The sequence below is a fragment of the Sphingomonas sp. 77B genome (assembly GCF_056497825.1).
Genome location: NZ_JBWMBY010000001.1, coordinates 550,570 through 566,688 on the forward strand (window position 1 = coordinate 550,570; position 16,119 = coordinate 566,688).

Consider the following 16,119-nt stretch of genomic DNA (forward strand, 5'->3'; position numbering starts at 1 on the left):
CTCGAATGCATGAGACGAGGAAGTTTTGGCACCCGCCAAGGCTACGGTCGTCGTAAACGGCAGCGGGTTGCCCGTCTCATTGCATCCGACGCAAACGGGCTCGATCCTATCAGAGCGTGATGACATGAGATTAACCCACCCCTCCCCTTCAGGGGAGGGGCCGGGGGTGGGGCGCTTCCGCAAGCGTGAGGCCTATGGCGAGGCCCCACCCCAACCCCTCCCCTGAAGGGGAGGGGCTCTCTTTGGTTCAACGCAACGTCATCACGGAATAAGGGATGCGAGGCGCGATACGCGCCGGACAGGCTGGGCGATAACCTGTTCCTATCGCGATGCTTCGTATCTGCGCCGGTTGCATCCGCGGTGACCGGGACTATGCCGCGAAGGGCATCTGGAGCGTAATCATTGGTCGACGGTCCCGCCCCCATTCCGACGTTGCCCACCCCACGGGATCGCATCCTGTCGCTGGACGTGTTGCGCGGGGTGGCGGTCATGGCGATCCTGCTGGCCAATCTGCCAGGCTTCGCGCTGCCTGACCCGGCCTATTCCAATCCCATCGCCTGGGGCGGGCAGCGACCGATCGATATCGTCGTCTGGTTCCTGACCGAGACGTTCGTCAACGGTCGGATGCGCGGGCTGTTTTCGTTGCTGTTCGGCGCGTCGACGCTTCTGGTAATCGAGCGGGCGGATGCCGCAGGAGGGAACGGCGCGTCCTTCCATCTGCGGCGGATGGCGGTGCTGTTCGTCCTGGGAATGGTCCACCTGACCTTCATCTGGACCGGCGACATCTTGGCGCATTATGCGCTTGTCGGCATCGTTGCACTGGCCTTTGTGGGCCTGACGCCCCGGGCATTGTGCTGGAATGCGGCGGCCTTTGCCGGGTTGTCTATGGCGCTGGGCGGGCTGGAGTGTCTGGGCCTATTCGCTGCCGCCGCGCGGGATACGCCGCAGATGGCGGCTCTATGGGACAGTTACCAGTCGGCGTTCGGCACCCCTCCACCGGCCGCTTTGGCACCCGAAATTGCAGCGATGCGTGGGCCATGGTCGACAGCGACCGCTTTCCGCCTGGAGCATAACGGCAATCCGCTGCTCGACCTGTTTCAAATCGGCCCGGACACGCTGAGCGCGATGCTGCTGGGCATGGCCGCGTTCAAGTGGGGCTTGCTGACGGGCCAATGGTCACGCGAGGCCTATCGGCGATGGGTCCTGTTCGGACTGGGCGTCAGCATCGGTGCCTATGCCGTGATGGCGTTGGGCGTGATGGCGAGTGGCTATGATGTGCGAGCCGTGACGCTGGTCCAGTTGCTCCTCAACGTCCCCTTCCGTCTGATCGGCACGCTGGGCTATGCCGCGCTGATCCTATTGCTGATGCGGCCGGATGGCGGGTGGACCACGCGCATTGCGGCGGCGGGGCGGATGGCGTTCACCAACTATATTGCGACCAGCATCGTGATGACGGCGATTTTCTATGGCCATGGCTCGGGACAGTTTGCCCGCTGGGGTAGGGCCGAACTGTACCTTCTCGCTCCGTTGATGTGGGGGCTGATGCTGTTTTGGTCGAAGCCGTGGCTGGCGCGCTTCGGACAGGGGCCGTTGGAACGCATCTGGCGACTGGCAAGCAGAGGACTGGCTGGCAAATCGGGCTAGTTTTCTGCAAACGCCTCGCAACATCCTTGCGATCCACTCTCATTAGCGCTATACCGTCGGCGTTATCGATGGAGAGCGCCTTGGTCGTCTGCGTGTGCAATGCCATTCGGGAATCGCAGGTTCGCGACGCGGCCCGTGCCGGGTCCATGACCCCCTGCCAAATGTATCAAGCCCTGGGTCGTCAGCCCAAATGCGGCCAGTGCGCGGTCCTCGCACGGGCCATCATCGAGGAGGAACGGGCCGCCGCGTAAACGGCCTTCCCCCCCGCATCCCATGAGACCCACGGCATCCCCGCGCGTTCAGGGGCTTTGGGAGAATGGGGATGGAAGACGATCGGAATCTTCAAGTCGGCCTGCGCCGAACGGCCGAAATGGCGGCGGTCTTCATGATCGGCGACGGGCTGCTCGGCCTGTTACAGCCAAGGCGCCATGTCGATCTGTGGCGTTCGGACGTGGCGGCCGTCGACATTCTGGTCCGCCCGTTCGCCGACCATCCCCGGCGCAGACGGATCTATGGGCTGCTCCAGCTGGGTGCAGGACTTGCCCTCGCCTCGATCTTGGCCCCGCCAGCCAGCGAGAACGTCCAAAGCCGCCAAGCTCCCTAGAATGGGCACGGTTACCGCGCTGAACGGCATAAGTGCCGGACGGCCAAGCCTTGGCCCCGCCCCCTCGATGGCTGCAAACAACAGGTTGCCGATCGCGGCGGCCCCTTTCAGACCAGCAGCAAGAGACCAACTGGCGTCGTCTCGCTACCAGCTTCGCTGCAACGCTATACCGTCTCGGTGAGCAAGGCCTAGGTGGCAAGGTTCACACCCCCCAGCCAAGGCCCAGCAGAACCAGCATTATCTCAAACACCGCATCCCGCCACCGTGCTGGGGCCAGCAACGTCCCGGCCATCAGTAATCCGGACCCCACGATTCAAACCAGTTATCGTCACTCGGTTTGGCGGACCCCGACGATATGCTTTGCGGAACCACAAAGTGTATGATGGCGAGTACGACGAGGCGTCGGTTCACGGAGGAGTCCAAGCGGAAGGCGGTGGCGCTGTGGAAGACGAGCGGATGCTGACCCTGGACAAGATATTGCCGCTCGCCAGGGATCGCATCGTCCTGGACCTCTACGTCAAGGACGCCATTTACGGCGATGTCGTTGACGCCGTGTACGGGGCGGGCGCGCAGGACCGGGTGATCGTGAAGACGTTCGCGGGCGTCGCCTCAGGACCGTGGGCCTGCCCGTCTGGGTCAACACGCTCTTTGCGGGCTTCGTCGCCGGCCTGGGCGGCGATCCCGAAGCGCGGCGCGATCCCGCAGCGGTCTGGGGTCGACTGGCAGATATGGGCGTCCGCCTGATCCAGACCGATGCGGTGGAGGCGCTGCTCCGCTATCGGGCGTTGCGCGGGCGGCGAGGTCGCCGGAACCAGAAGCTCCACACCGCCAGCGATCCCAGCAGGGTCAGGGCGAGCCCGCTGGCGGTCATCAGCAGCTTCCACGCCACCCCGCCGACCCGCCCGGCATGAAGCGGATAGAGCATATTATAGACCCGGGCGGCACGCGGCATCGCCATCGCGTCGGTGCTCGACAACAACCGGCCGGTGGCGGCATCGAAGGACAGGGTCGTCCGGCCGTTGGGCAGCCACTCGTCCGCCCGCCGCATCCGCAACGTGATGGGATCGCCGGGCTTGCGCGGCAGGCTCAGGATACGGGGCACGGCGTCCGGGAAATGTCGGGTCGCGGTCGTCAGCATCGCATGCCAGGGTGGGTCGGCGGCCAGCGCGCCGCCATGGACCTTGCCCGGACGCAAGACGGCCAGCGCCTTGGCGGGCGAACCGAAGGGAGCGACGACGATCATCGCAAACGGCCGAAACACCATGGCCGCGCCGGTAACCGTCGAGAGCAACAGAAGGGGTGCGACGACGATGCCCAGGTCGCGATGGTGCATGACGATCGCAGGACGGCTCAGGCGCTTGGGCAACAGCCGCCATTTGAAGGTTCGCCGCGTCCGCCACCACAGGATCGCGCCCGTCACGACGAAAAACAGCCCACAAAGGCCCGCCACGCCGATTACCGTCTCGCCGACATCGCCGGTGAAGAGGTGATGGTGAAAGTCGAACAGCCACAGCTCCGGGCGCTCCCACTGGCTGCTCCAACGGTCGACGACGTGCCCGGCCTGATCGGCATAGGCCCCCGCCCCGCCTGGCAGTCGAAGCTGGTTCAGCGCAAAGCCGTTATCGGCGAACACCACGCTCGCCCCGCGCCTTGGCTGGGGCAGCAATCGCTGCACGGCCATCGCGACGGATGCCGGATCGCGGATCAGGGGCATCGACTTGCCCGGCACCATGATCCACGCCGCCTTCCAGACGAGCAGGCATCCGGTCAGCCCGAGCAGCGCCAGCACCAGGCCGATCACACCGCCCGTCCAGCGATGGAGAAGGTCCAGCCATTTCATGGTCAGAACCTCACGTCCCAACCCAGCGTGATGGTCCGACCGCGCCCGGCAAAATAGCTGAAATTGTCGGTCGGCAGGCGCGTGTCGCTGGAATAATCGATATAGAAGCGGTCAAGCAGGTTCTGCGCCGCGAGGTAGATGGTTCCCTTGCCGGTGTCATAGGCGACGGTCCCGTCCACGACCGTGTAGCCGCCAAAGTCGTTGCGCGGATCACGCGACGGGCCCTTGAACGTACGCGACAGGAAGAACTGGCTCTGCAACCGCGCGGACCAAGGTCCGCGATCATAGCTGGCCGCCAGGTTGAGCCGGTCGGGTGAGATATTGGTGCCGTCCAGGTCGGTATCGACGACACCGTCAGGCGGCGTACTGCTGTCATAACGGCCGGAGAGATGCGCATAGCCGATCGACAGGCGCGTCCCCGGAAGCGGCAGATGCATGCCCAGGTTGATCTCCAAACCTTGGATCTCGGTGCGCAACCGCTGGACGTCGAAAATCCCGCCGGGATTGGCGATCAGCAACTGCCCCTTGTCGCTCGACGACCAGAAATAGGCGGTGCTGGCGTCGAACGGCCCGCGCTTCACCTCGACACCGATCTCCCGATTGTTCGAAACGATCGGCGCGATGTCGAGGAACTTGTCGATCTCGACGCCGGGCCGGTTCACCGCGCGGGTGATCCGACCAATGTCGGGTACGGTGAAACCCTCCGCATAGCTGGCATAAGCGCGGATGCCGCGGATCGGCTCGACGATGACACCGCCATTGAACAGCGCGTCCTGAAAGATCGGGGCACCGCCCTTCACCGAAACGCGGTTGGACGTGGCGAGCGTCGTATAGTCATCGATGCGGATGCGCACATTTTCCCACCGTACACCGCCCGCCAGCCGCACGGCCTTGTCGAACAGCGCCAGGTTCAGCTGACCGAACGGGGCCAGGCTGCGGAAATCGCTGGGCGGCACCCAGACGCGATCGGTCAGGATCAGCCGTTGCTCGGTTCGGTCCCACAACGCGTCGAAGCCGACGATGGCGGTCAGCGCCTCGAAACCTGGAATGGCGCGCTCGTAGCTGATCTTCCCGCCGATCTTGCGGCTGCGGTTCTGCGACTGGTCGATCAGCGTGCCGACCGGCGCGATCCGCGGATCCTGAAAGGTCGCGATCGGATTGATCTCCGCGCCGAACGTATCATGGGTGCGGTTCCAAAAGATTTGACCGACCAGATTACCCTCGGCCATATCGGGATCGGTCAGCGACAACGCAACGCTCTCCGTCCGGCTGGCGGCACTCCGCCCAGGCGGGTTGCCGCGCTGCGAGCTGGTCGGCAGGCCGGTCAGGCGGTTGCCCGCCACCGCGACATAATCCCCGTCCCCCTTCAACTCGAAACGGCTGGCGATCAGGTCTAGCCGCATCGTATCGGTCACGGCATAGCCCGCCCGCGCGAACAAAGAGGTCGTGCGCGAATCCTGCGTCTCTCCCTGGGTCAGGTTCAGGCCGACACGGCGCCCCTCGCCATCATAAAAGACGCCGCGCTTCTCATAGACGGCGCCTGCGCTGATATCGAAGCGGCCGGACTTGTACTGAAGCAGTCCGCCGACCTTGCCGCCCAGTCCCTCACCGTGAAAATCGGTGTCGGCGGTGCCCTGCACAAGCGCCCGCCCGCTCAGTCCCTCGCGACGCGGTGCGCCCACGGTCACCTGGTTGACGATACCGCCCGTCCCGCCGATGCCCTGGAGCGCGTTCGAGCCATAGATCAGCTCGACCCGGTCGATAAAAAAGCCGTCGATCGTATAGCCGTCCCGGCTGCCGTCGCGCAGCGGGGTCGTCTGCGGGATGCCGTTGATCGCATAGAGCGGCGAACGCCCGCGCAGCGTTTCGCCCGCCCCCGACAGCTTCTGACGGGTCGGAGAGAAGGACGGGGTCAGCGTCGCAACCGCATCGACGACAGAGCCGGAAATGGCGAGCTGCTGGTCTAGCGCCTGCTTGTCGATGACATCGATCGTCATCGGCAGGGCATTGGGCGGCAGAACGGAGCGGGACGCGCTGACGACAATGTCCTTCGTGGGCGCATCGCCAGCCTCTTCAGTGGCTATCGCCTCTTGCTGCGGCCTGACGTCCTGCGCATGGGCGATCGCCGGATATAGTGCGACCGTCGTCATCGCCAAAAGCCGCCAGCGCATATTCATTCCTGCCACCCCCTTTGTGGTGGCAGGCGCTTAGCCAAAAGATCATGCGATTGCAACTCGCTCGCAATAGCTGTCAGGACCTATCCGGCGACAGGCCCGATCGTCGTCACGCGTCACAAAGGTTTTTCCGATGAATATTCGATACTTGGTACGAACCATCGGGCGACAGGGCGCGTTGACGCTGTTCACTATCGAAAGCATGTCGTGCCGCATTATCTGATCGCGCAAAGCGAATTGCCCGAAGAGCGCGAAGCGCGTCGCCAGCGGGCCGGGAAAAGCTCCGGTGAGACCTATGCTTCGACGCTCGAGCAGATGCAGCCCGGCATCCAGACGACGATTCTATCCCCCGCCGACGATGCGGCATGCGATTTTACAACCGATCGGCTGGCCCAATTTGATGCGGTCTTCCTGACCGGATCGCCGATGCACGTCTATGACGACAGCCCCGAGGTCAGGCATCAGCTCGACTTCATGCGAAGGGTCTTTGCGGCGGGTGTTCCGTCCTTCGGCTCCTGCGCAGGATTGCAGATCGCGGTTGCCGCGGCAGGCGGGCGGGTGCGCAAGATGCCCACCCGGATGGAAGCAGGCATAGCCCGACGCATCGCCCCGACGGAAGCAGGCCGAAACCATCCGCTGCTGGCTGGCCGACCGCCCAGCTGGGACGCGCCCGCCATTCACGGCGACGAGATCGAGGAACTGCCGCCCGGTGCCGTTCTGCTCGCTAGCAATGCGGTGACGCAGGTGCAGGCGGCGGAAATCCGGTTCGACCGGGGCGTCTTCTGGGGCGTCCAATATCATCCCGAACTCGCCCTGCGCGAGATCGCCATCGCGATTGCCGCGCAGGGCGCCGATCTGGTCGAGGCCGGGCTCGCCGACCGTGAGGCGGATGTCGAGACCTGGACCCACGACCTCGATGCCCTGCACGACGCTCCGGCCGACCGGGCCTTACGATGGCGTCTGGGTGTCGATGGCGAGTTCGCGGAGGAGCAATGCCGCCGCCGCGAACTCGCCAACTTCCTATCCAACCTCAATAGATGGAGGGGGTAGGATCAGGGGCCGACATCCGCCGCGCCGGTCTGTACACGCAGCGCCTTGCCCGCCTTGAAGCCCAGCGCGGCACCCACCCGGTCATCCCAGCCATAAGGATCGTTGCGCACGATCGGCTCGCCAGCATCGTCGAACAGCACGGTCTGATAGAGCAGTCGGACGGGAATCTGGCGGGGCAGCTTCACGAAGCTCTCCTTGCCCGTCTCACGCGCCTTGTGCCATTCGTCGAGCACGCCTTCGTCCTTCGCCAGCATCTCGGCAAAGCCCAGCGCATCGTCGACGCGGACGCAACCATGGCTTCGCTGACGCTGGACCAGATTGAACAGCGCCTTGGCAGGCGTATCGTGCAGATAAATGGCGTGGTCGTTCAGCATGTCGAACTTGACCAGCCCCAGCGAGTTCTTCGGGCCGGGCTGCTGCACGATCCAGCCATCCTTCCAGACCATGTTGTTGGCCTTCAGATAGCCCGGCCCCTTCTTCGCCAGATCCTTTTCCTGGATCGAGCGGGGTACGGTCCAGGTCGGATTGGCGACGAGGCGGTAGATGGGCGAACCCAGTTGCGGCGTTTCCGTATCCGGCTCGCCGACCACGACCTTGCGGCTGTCGACGATCTTGCCGTCGCGCCAATAGGTCAGGCGGGCGGCGGCGATATTGACGTCGATCCGGGTTGCGGGCGGCGTCCGCTCCAGCCAGCGCAACCGCTCCATGGCGACAGCAATCGCGCGGGCCCGGTCGGCGTTCGACATGTTGAGGATCGCCAGCGCCTCGCTGCCGATGATGCCGTCGGGCTTCATGCCGTAATCGGCCTGCATGCGGCGCACGGCATCGACGATGGTCGGGCTATAGCTGTCGCCTTGCGCGGCGTTGGGCGCCAGATAATCGAGAACGACCAGCTCGCGCATGATGGCGGGCAGGCGCGGATCGGTTACGCCCGGCTTGATCGGTTCGCCGGTGCCCGCGATCTTGACATCGGCATCCTGGGGCTGCTGCCGCAGCTTGAGATAGGCGTCGGACAGCCGCTTGTAATTGCCATCCTGCGGCGCGAGGCCGTTGAGCCACTTGGTCAGGTCGCCATCGCGCAGCGCCGCCGCCAGTCCAGCCTTCAGGTCGGGCGATGGGCGGGGAACCGTATAGACCTCGTACAGCTTGGTCGGATCGGTCGCCCCCCGCGCCAGGGCGGCGGCGAAGCGCAGCGCCTGTTGCGTGGTCGCGGCGTCATCCCCGTTCGGCACGTCGAACGCCATCTGGTCCAGCCCTTGCGCCGCGCGCGCGTCGATCGCCTGCTTGAGCTGTCCCCGGGTGCGGTCGCTCCACCGCGCGGGACCGGCCTGTTCATCCGCCTGGGATGTCGCATTCTGATCTGTCGCGACCTGACCGCCACATGCCGACAGCAGCAATCCCAGCGCCAATACCGTCCCTGTCCGCATATCGATCGTCACTCCCTCTTTCGGTTTGTAAACGCACCGAAATGAAGTCGGCTCCCGTTCCGATCGGACGGTGCTACCAAGCCATGGTCAGCGAGACGGTGGCGTGCGGAACCACGGTCGCCGTGGTCCCGCCCGGCGCATCGAGTCGGCGGAGCCGGTTATCCCGGACCAATGCGAGGAAATCCGCCTGCAAGGTTGCGGCGCTCCCACCGAGTTTGACGGGGTGGGCGAGCGTCAACCCACCGCTGCCATAGACGCGCGTACCGCTGCCCTTGGCATAGAAGCCGTTCCAACCGATGCCGACCAGGACCGGCACGCCTAGCGACAGGCCGTCTTTCCGCCCCGAAAGCGCGAAGGACGGGCTGATCCCGGCGATCGTATAGAGGCCGCCCTCCCCTTGCGTACGGCGGGTGATCGCCGCGCGCGGCTTCCATCGCCCCAGCCCGCGATCCGCCGTGTAGAATATGCTGACGCTCGCTTCATGCGTTGTCGAGGCCACGCCGTTGGGGCTGGTCTTGATCGTATAGCTCGCGGCGGTCGTGAGCCCTGCCACCGGACGCCATGCGAGCCCCAGCAGATTGTTGCTCTCATACCAGGCGCGTGGCGCGATACGCTCGTCGGCGCGAGGCGCGTGAAAGCCGTTGGAGCTTTGCCCGATAACGAACAGATCGCCTTCGCCATCCCGTCCGCGCCGGACGACCAGCGCGCCGCCCAGCGCAAAATGAATGGGCACACGGTCGAGCGCGGCGTCGTCATCGTCCAACGCGCCGCGCGCATAATCTCCGTTGCGGATGTCGAGCGTTACCACCGGATGCCAATCCCTGCTGCCATCCTTCACATCGATCTCGGACAGCGTGGCATCCTCGGTGTCGGCGAACGGGATCGACTGGCCTTGGGCGGGACCGGCGGCCGCGACGGTGACCAGCCCGAAGGCCGCCATCGCCACACCATATCCGCATTTCACGAGCTGCGACGAACCAGCCAGACCGTGTCCCCCGCATCGTCGAGCACGAAGATCGCGCCGTCCTCACGGGTCTGGATACTGACCGGACGGCCATAGACCTCCCCCTTCTTGGCATCGGCGACGAAGCCGGTCAGGAAGGGTTGTGGCGCAGCGGTCGGGCGGCCGCTCGCAAACGGTACCGCCAGCACGTCATAGCCGCTGAAGCTCGAGCGATTCCACGACCCATGCCGTGCGACATAGGCGGTTTGCCCCGAATTTCCCTTGTCGAACGCCACGCCGAGCGCGGCGGAATGGGGGCCCACCGCAACGTCGGGCATCAGCGTGGTCGCCAGCAGATCACGACGCTCATTGGCATGGCGGGGGTCCTGCTTCCCGTAATAGCTGTACGGCCAGCCATAGAAGCCGCCCTCCTTTACGCCGACCAGATAATCGGGCGAGATGTCATCGCCGATCTCGTCCCGTTCGTTGACCGCCGTCCACAACACACCGCCAGGCGCCCAGGCCATGCCGACGGGGTTACGCAGGCCCGAGGCATAGAGCCGCTCCCGCCCGGTAGCTAGGTCGACCGCGAGGATCGCGGCGCGGCGCTTTTCCTCGTCCATGCCGAACTCCCCGACATTGGAAGCCGAGCCGACTGAGACATAGAGCGTACGCCCGTCGGGGCTGAGCAGCAGGTTGCGGGTCCAGTGATTATTATACCCCCCGGCGGGCAACGCGATCAGCGTTTTGGGTGCGGCGGTGATCGTTGTCTGGCCAGGCTGGAAGGGAAAGCTCACCACGCCGTCGGTGTTCGCGACATAAAGCCGTCCGCCGACATATTGCATTCCGAACGGCTGGTTCAGCCCTTCGCGAAGCACGAACCGCTGTTCCGCCACCCCGTCCCGATCCGCATCACGGAGCAGGGTCAGGCGGTTGGCGCTGAAGCCGGTGGCCTTGGACAGCGCCTGCCCGCGTTGCACCTCGGGATCGGCGTCGAGCTTGGGCTTGGTTCGCGCCTCCGCGACGATGACATCGCCGTTGGGCAGAAGCAGCGCCTGTCGCGGATAGTCGAGGCCGCCCGCGAATTTCACCACCTCATAGCCACGCGGGGCGACCGGCTTGCGCCCCTCCGGCCAGCCAATGGTCCTGGGGTGGTTGATGACCGACTCCGTCGCATAGGGCGCCGGCTGCGGCGGTAGTCCGACGACCTGCGGCGCCAACTGGGCGGCGGCCCCGCCTGCGACCATCGTCGAAGCGAGAAGAAGATGGGCGAAGGCGATGCTGTTCATATTGGCTCCCGGCTATGCGAGCGAGAAACCAACCGATCCGGCCATATATCCGACCCCGCGACCGGGACATGAAATGTTACACGGGGCGGATCCGCACGTCCCGGTAGCGCGGGTTGAGGATATGGAAGACCAGTAGCGCGACGAGATAGGCGACGCCGCACGCGATAAAGAAGGGTTGATAGCTCCCCACCCGGTCGAGCAACGCGCCCAGCGCCTTGGACGCGATGAACCCTCCCGCCGCCCCGGCAAAGCCGCCCAGCCCGATCAGCGTGCCCTGCGCATAACGCGGGAACTGGTCGCCGGGCAGGGCGAAGAGGTTGGTCGAAAAGCCCTGATGCGCGGCACAGGCCAGACCGATCATCGCCACCGCGATCCAGATGCTGCCTGCCTGCGCGGCGAACATCACCGGCAGGGCGAACAGCGCGCAGGCGAACATCGCCCGCTTGCGCGCCCGCCCCGTCTCGACGCCACGCTTGAGCAGACGCGACGAATACCAACCGCCGACGATCGCGCCGGCATCGGCCAGGATATAAATAGCGACCAGCGGCGGCCCGAAATTTTTGAGGTCATAGCCATAGCGAGTGTGGAAGAAGTCGGGCAGCCAGAACAGGAAGGTCCACCAGACCGGGTCGATCAGGAACCGCCCGGTCATGTAGGCCCAGCTTTCGCGGTGGCGCAGCACGGTGAGGAACCCGGCGCGACCGCTCGTCTCGACCGGCTCGGCCTCGATCCAGGCGCGCTCCTCGGGGGTGATGCGCGGATGGCTCTGCGGCGGATGGTACAACCGCCACCACGCCGTCAGCCAGACGAGGTTGAACAGCCCGGTGATGATGAACGCCCAGCGCCAGTCGAGCACCAGATCGGCGATGAGGAACCCGATCAGCAGCGGTGTCACCACCGCACCGACATTGGCCCCGGCATTGAAGATGCCGATCGCCATCGCACGCTCCTTCTTGGGGAACCATTGCGACGCGGCGGCCAGTGCCGAGGGAAATGTGCCCGCCTCCCCCAACGCCAGCGGAATACGGGCGAGCGCGAAGCCGGTCGTCGAGGTAACGAGTGTCTGTGCGAAATGCCCGACCGTCCACGCCCCCATCGCCAGCATATAGCCCGCACGCGGCCCGATCCGGTCGATCAACCAGCCGAACAACAGGAAACCGAACCCATAGGCGACCTGGAAATAGCCGGTAATGTCGCCATAGCCGCTGTTGCTCCAGCCATAGAGCGCGGTCAGCTGCGGCTTGAGCACGCCCAGCACCAGCCTATCGATATAGCTCAGTACGACGGCGGCGAAGAGCAGCCCGCAAATGACCCAGCGAACCCGCCCACGCGGCGGCGGCACGGCATGGGCGGCGGTGTCGGGCGCGGTGGCGGCAGCCTGGGTCAGATCGCTCATGTCACCAGCTCCACAAGGTCCCGTCCTCCAGACGGTTCACCGGCAGATAGGCACGCTTGTAGGGATGGGCTCCAGCCAGCGTTTCGTCGATCTCGGCGCCCAGGCCGGGTGCGTCGCCGGGGTGCATCATACCGTCCTCGAAGCGATAATGATGCGGGAAGACCGCGTCCGTCTCGGCCGTGTGCGGCATGTGTTCCTGAATGCCGAAATTGGGCACCGACAGCCCGAAATGCAGCGCCGCCGCCATGGTGACAGGCGACAGGTCGGTCGCGCCGTGACAGCCGGTGCGCACCTGATAGAGGTCGGCAAGCGAGGCAATCTGCCGCAAATGGGTCAGGCCGCCCGCATGGACGACGGTCGCACGGATATAGTCGATCAGCCGGTTCTCGATCAGATGCTTGGCATCCCATATCGAGTTGAAGATTTCACCTACCGCCAGCGGGGTCGTCGTATGCTGGCGGATCAGCCGGAAAGCCTCCTGGTCCTCGGCGGGGGTCGCATCCTCGATCCAGAAGGGGCGATAAGGCTCCAGATCCTTGCCCAGCCGCGCCGCCTCGATCGGGGTCAGCCGGTGGTGGACGTCGTGGAGCAGATGCACGTCCCAGCCCAGCGCCTCCCGCGCGGCGGCGAAGAGTTCGGGGACCACGCGTAGATATTTCTCGGTCGACCAGACGCTTTCGCTGGGAAGGTCGGCATCGGCGGGCTCATAGCGCTGGCCCGCCTTGGCGACGCCATAGGTGGAGGCCAGGCCCGGCACGCCGCATTGCAGGCGGATCGCCCGATACCCCTCGTCCCGGTGGCGGATCGCGGTGGCGATGGTGTCCTCGATCGTCGTGCCATTGGCATGACAATAGACCATGCAGCCCTCACGCGCGGCACCGCCGAGCAGCTGATAGACGGGCAGCCCAGCAATCTTGCCCTTGATGTCCCATAGCGCCATGTCGACCGCCGCGATCGCCGTCATCGTCACCGGCCCGCGCCGCCAATAGGCGCCCTTGTAGAGATACTGCCAGATGTCCTCGATCCGGTGCGCTTCCCGACCGATCAGGCACGGAATGACGTGATCCTGCAGATAGCTGGCGACGGCCATCTCGCGCCCGTTGAGTGTGGCATCGCCCAGGCCGGTGGTGCCGTCGTCGCACTCGATCTTCAACGTGACGAAGTTGCGGCCCGGCGATGTGACGATCAGGCGGGCGGAAACGATCTTGGGCATGGAAACGTCCTTCAGGCGAACGAGAGCGCGACGGAAGGACGGCCGCACGAAGCGGCATGGCGGATCGGGTCGTGCCAGCGAGTCATTCAGGCCCCTCCTGTCAGGCAGCCGGTCCAACCCGACTTGCCAATTGGTCTGATAGCGGTAACGTGCGGGCCAAGCGTCGGCTTGTCAATCGCCGACGCATCGGGAGAGTATGGCATGAAACGGTTTTGCGCTTGGGCCACCGCGCTATCCCTGGCCGCGGTTGCGCTGCCGTTTCCGGCGGCGGCCGACGATGGTTACGCGCTGTGGCTGCGCATGACGGCGCCATCGGTCGGACAGGTCGACGTCAGGCTATTGGGGGCCTCGCCGACGCTGAGCTTAGCGGGCTCCGAACTGCGCCGCGCCTTGCCCGCTGGCTCGCCCCCCGTGGTGGTGGCGACCGCCTCGGCCCCTTCCCTCCACGCGCTGCGCTTGCCGTTCGAGGGGCTTGGTGAGGAAGGCTATCTGGTGCGCTCGGTGACGCTGGACGGGCAGCGGGTGCTGCTGGTCGCGGGCAACAGCGATCGCGGCGCACTCTATGGCGCCTTCGCGTTGATCCGTTATCTCGCCACCGGCGGCAAGGCGGATGGCGTGGCGCTGCGCTCGGCTCCCAAGATCAGGCTGCGCGTGCTCGACCACTGGGACAATCTCGATGAATCGGTCGAGCGCGGCTATGCGGGGCAGTCGCTCTGGGACTGGTGGACGCTGCCGGACTTTCGTGATCCGCGCTACACTGATTACGCACGCGCCAATGCCTCGATCGGGATCAACGGCACTGTCCTGAACAACGTCAATGCGAAGGCCGACAGCCTGACCGCTCCCTATATCGCCAAGGCGGCGGCACTGGCGGATGTCTTCCGACCCTGGGGCATCAAGGTCTATCTGTCGGTAAAGTTCTCCGCGCCGATCGAACTGGGCGGGTTGAAGACAGCCGATCCGCGCGATCCGGCGGTGGCGGCGTGGTGGAAGGCAAAGGCCGACGAAATCTATCGCGCCATCCCCGATTTCGGCGGCTTCCTGGTCAAGGCCAATAGCGAGGGACAGCCTGGCCCGCGCGACTATGGCGCGTCCCATGCCGACGGCGCCAACATGCTGGCCGCTGCGGTAAAGCCTCATGGCGGCATCGTGATGTGGCGTGCCTTCGTCTATGCCGAAACCGATCCCGAGGACCGCGCAAAGCAGGCCTATACCGAGTTCAAGCCGCTCGACGGCCAGTTCGCCGACAATGTGCTGGTGCAGGTCAAGAACGGCGCGATCGATTTCCAGCCGCGCGAGCCCTTCCACCCGCTGTTCGGTGCGATGCCGCATACGCCGCTGATGATCGAGTTCCAGATTACCAAGGAATATCTGGGCTTTGCCACCCACCTCGCCTATCTCGGCCCGCTCTTTACCGAGGTGCTGGACGCCAAGACCGGGCAGAAGCCGGGCGAGACGGTTGCCGATGTCGTCGACGGGCAGGCGGAGCATCACAAGCTCTCCGGCATGGCGGGCGTCGCCAATATCGGGCGCGACCGCGACTGGAGCGGATCGACCTTCAACCAGGCGAACTGGTATGCCTTTGGCCGCCTGGCCTGGGATCCCGATCTGTCGGCGCAAGACATCGCCCGCGCCTGGGCCGCACAGACCTTCGGTAACGATCCCCAGGTCATCGACACCGTCACCGCGATGATGATGGGAAGCCGCGAGGCGGTGGTCGACTATACCGGCGCGCTGGGCCTCGCGCATCTGATGGCGACGGGGCATCACTATGGACCGGGACCGTGGGTGTCCGATCTGGCGCGGCCTGAATGGAACCCCACCTATTATCACCGCGCCGACGCAAACGGCATCGGCTTCGACCGAACGGCTTCGGGCAGCAACGCAGTCAGCCAATATGCCGGGCCGGTCGCCAAGGCCTTTGCGAAACCCGAGACGACGCCCGAATCCATGTTGCTCTGGTTTCACCACCTGCCCTGGGACCGCCGGATGAAGGACGGCCGGACGCTGTGGGAGGATCTGGTCGCCCATTATGATCGCGGTGTCGCCTATGTCGCAGGGCTGCAGCAGCAATGGGACAGCCTGCGTGGCAAAATCGACGCGGAACGTTGGCAGAAGACGGCGACCTATCTTGCCATCCAGGAGCGCGAAGCGCGCTGGTGGCGCGATGCGAGCCTGGCCTATTGGATGTCGGTCAACCATCGCGCGCTTCCCGCCGGGGTCCGAGCGCCCGAACATGATCTGGCCTGGTACAAGGCGCAGCACTTTCCCTACGCCCCGGGCCATACCCAGTGAGCTGGTTAACGGTCGCGGTTCGTCATAGCCGCGACCATTCGCCTATCCGCATCGGCAAAACCAACCACTCGCCCTTTGGTCGGGCCGATGCCGTTACTGGCCACGCACCGCAAATGTAGGATGGCAGCATCTAGTCCTTTTCTGACGACATGCGCAGGAACAGCAACCGCTTCATTTCAGGACGCCAGGCCTGTGGCAGAACAGCCATAGTTCGTCACAATCACATTGCGGCCTAACCAATTTG

The 16,119-nt window shown here is 65.1% G+C and carries 12 protein-coding genes and 1 pseudogene; 6 read left to right on the forward strand and 7 right to left on the reverse strand.

Features of this window, described 5'->3' with window-relative positions:
- The first annotated feature begins 402 nt into the window (after positions 1-402).
- The 4 genes and pseudogenes from AC1GI4_RS02610 to AC1GI4_RS02625 all read left to right on the forward strand — a co-directional run.
- The gene (locus AC1GI4_RS02610) at positions 403-1,644 is read left to right on the forward strand and encodes a DUF418 domain-containing protein (protein ID WP_479628430.1); all 1,242 of its coding nucleotides are present in this window, start codon (positions 403-405) and stop codon (positions 1,642-1,644) included.
- Positions 1,645-1,724: 80 nt separating this feature from the next.
- Complete coding sequence (locus AC1GI4_RS02615) at positions 1,725-1,895, forward strand: (2Fe-2S)-binding protein (protein ID WP_042489390.1); 171 nt, start codon at positions 1,725-1,727, stop codon at positions 1,893-1,895.
- 71 nt (positions 1,896-1,966) lie between these two features.
- Positions 1,967-2,248: a hypothetical protein gene (locus tag AC1GI4_RS02620; protein ID WP_294270404.1), complete on the forward strand. Its 282-nt coding sequence runs from the start codon at positions 1,967-1,969 to the stop codon at positions 2,246-2,248.
- A gap of 617 nt (positions 2,249-2,865) precedes the next feature.
- A pseudogene (locus tag AC1GI4_RS02625) lies at positions 2,866-2,967 on the forward strand (glycerophosphodiester phosphodiesterase family protein); the annotation flags it as partial.
- Between the two features lie 56 nt (positions 2,968-3,023).
- On the opposite strand, the gene AC1GI4_RS02630 reads toward AC1GI4_RS02625, so the two are convergent.
- Both AC1GI4_RS02630 and AC1GI4_RS02635 read right to left on the reverse strand, forming a co-directional pair.
- Complete coding sequence (locus tag AC1GI4_RS02630) at positions 3,024-4,088, reverse strand: PepSY-associated TM helix domain-containing protein (RefSeq protein ID WP_479628431.1); 1,065 nt, start codon at positions 4,086-4,088, stop codon at positions 3,024-3,026.
- A gap of 2 nt (positions 4,089-4,090) precedes the next feature.
- Entirely contained in the window at positions 4,091-6,265 is a 2,175-nt protein-coding gene (locus AC1GI4_RS02635; protein ID WP_479628432.1) for a TonB-dependent receptor, read from the reverse strand.
- Positions 6,266-6,469: 204 nt separating this feature from the next.
- Here AC1GI4_RS02635 and AC1GI4_RS02640 point away from each other — a divergent pair, with 204 nt between their 5' ends.
- The gene (locus tag AC1GI4_RS02640; RefSeq protein WP_479628433.1) at positions 6,470-7,312 is read left to right on the forward strand and encodes a type 1 glutamine amidotransferase; all 843 of its coding nucleotides are present in this window, start codon (positions 6,470-6,472) and stop codon (positions 7,310-7,312) included.
- A 2-nt stretch (positions 7,313-7,314) separates the two neighbouring features.
- Here AC1GI4_RS02640 and AC1GI4_RS02645 read toward each other — a convergent pair whose 3' ends face one another.
- The 5 genes from AC1GI4_RS02645 to manD all read right to left on the reverse strand — a co-directional run bounded on the left by AC1GI4_RS02645 (position 7,315) and on the right by manD (position 13,580).
- A complete protein-coding gene (locus AC1GI4_RS02645; protein WP_479630335.1) occupies positions 7,315-8,745 on the reverse strand; it encodes a L,D-transpeptidase family protein in 1,431 nt (476 codons plus the stop codon).
- A gap of 67 nt (positions 8,746-8,812) precedes the next feature.
- Positions 8,813-9,685 (reverse strand): hypothetical protein, encoded by an 873-nt coding sequence (locus tag AC1GI4_RS02650; protein ID WP_479628434.1) that lies wholly within the window; start codon positions 9,683-9,685, stop codon positions 8,813-8,815.
- A gap of 14 nt (positions 9,686-9,699) precedes the next feature.
- The gene (locus tag AC1GI4_RS02655; protein WP_479628435.1) at positions 9,700-10,971 is read right to left on the reverse strand and encodes a PQQ-dependent sugar dehydrogenase; all 1,272 of its coding nucleotides are present in this window, start codon (positions 10,969-10,971) and stop codon (positions 9,700-9,702) included.
- A gap of 76 nt (positions 10,972-11,047) precedes the next feature.
- Positions 11,048-12,367, reverse strand: coding sequence for an MFS transporter (locus AC1GI4_RS02660; protein ID WP_479628436.1), 1,320 nt, complete (start codon positions 12,365-12,367; stop codon positions 11,048-11,050).
- Between the two features lies 1 nt (position 12,368).
- Positions 12,369-13,580 carry a D-mannonate dehydratase ManD gene (manD, locus tag AC1GI4_RS02665; protein WP_479628437.1) on the reverse strand — a complete coding sequence of 404 codons (1,212 nt, stop codon included), beginning with the start codon at positions 13,578-13,580 and terminating at the stop codon, positions 12,369-12,371.
- 201 nt (positions 13,581-13,781) lie between these two features.
- Here manD and AC1GI4_RS02670 point away from each other — a divergent pair, with 201 nt between their 5' ends.
- Positions 13,782-15,875 (forward strand): alpha-glucuronidase family glycosyl hydrolase, encoded by a 2,094-nt coding sequence (locus AC1GI4_RS02670; protein ID WP_479628438.1) that lies wholly within the window; start codon positions 13,782-13,784, stop codon positions 15,873-15,875.
- Positions 15,876-16,119: the final 244 nt, after the last annotated feature.

Excerpts from the sequence above, each read along its gene's own strand:
- AC1GI4_RS02660 (WP_479628436.1), bottom strand. The coding sequence starts at position 12,367 with ATGAGCGATCTGACCCAGGCTGCCGCCACCGCGCCCGACACCGCCGCC.
- AC1GI4_RS02670 (WP_479628438.1), top strand. The coding sequence starts at position 13,782 with ATGAAACGGTTTTGCGCTTGGGCCACCGCGCTATCCCTGGCCGCGGTT.
- AC1GI4_RS02635 (WP_479628432.1), bottom strand. The coding sequence starts at position 6,265 with ATGAATATGCGCTGGCGGCTTTTGGCGATGACGACGGTCGCACTATAT.
- manD (WP_479628437.1), bottom strand. The coding sequence starts at position 13,580 with ATGCCCAAGATCGTTTCCGCCCGCCTGATCGTCACATCGCCGGGCCGC.
- AC1GI4_RS02620 (WP_294270404.1), top strand. The coding sequence starts at position 1,967 with ATGGAAGACGATCGGAATCTTCAAGTCGGCCTGCGCCGAACGGCCGAA.
- AC1GI4_RS02655 (WP_479628435.1), bottom strand. The coding sequence starts at position 10,971 with ATGAACAGCATCGCCTTCGCCCATCTTCTTCTCGCTTCGACGATGGTC.
- AC1GI4_RS02630 (WP_479628431.1), bottom strand. The coding sequence starts at position 4,088 with ATGAAATGGCTGGACCTTCTCCATCGCTGGACGGGCGGTGTGATCGGC.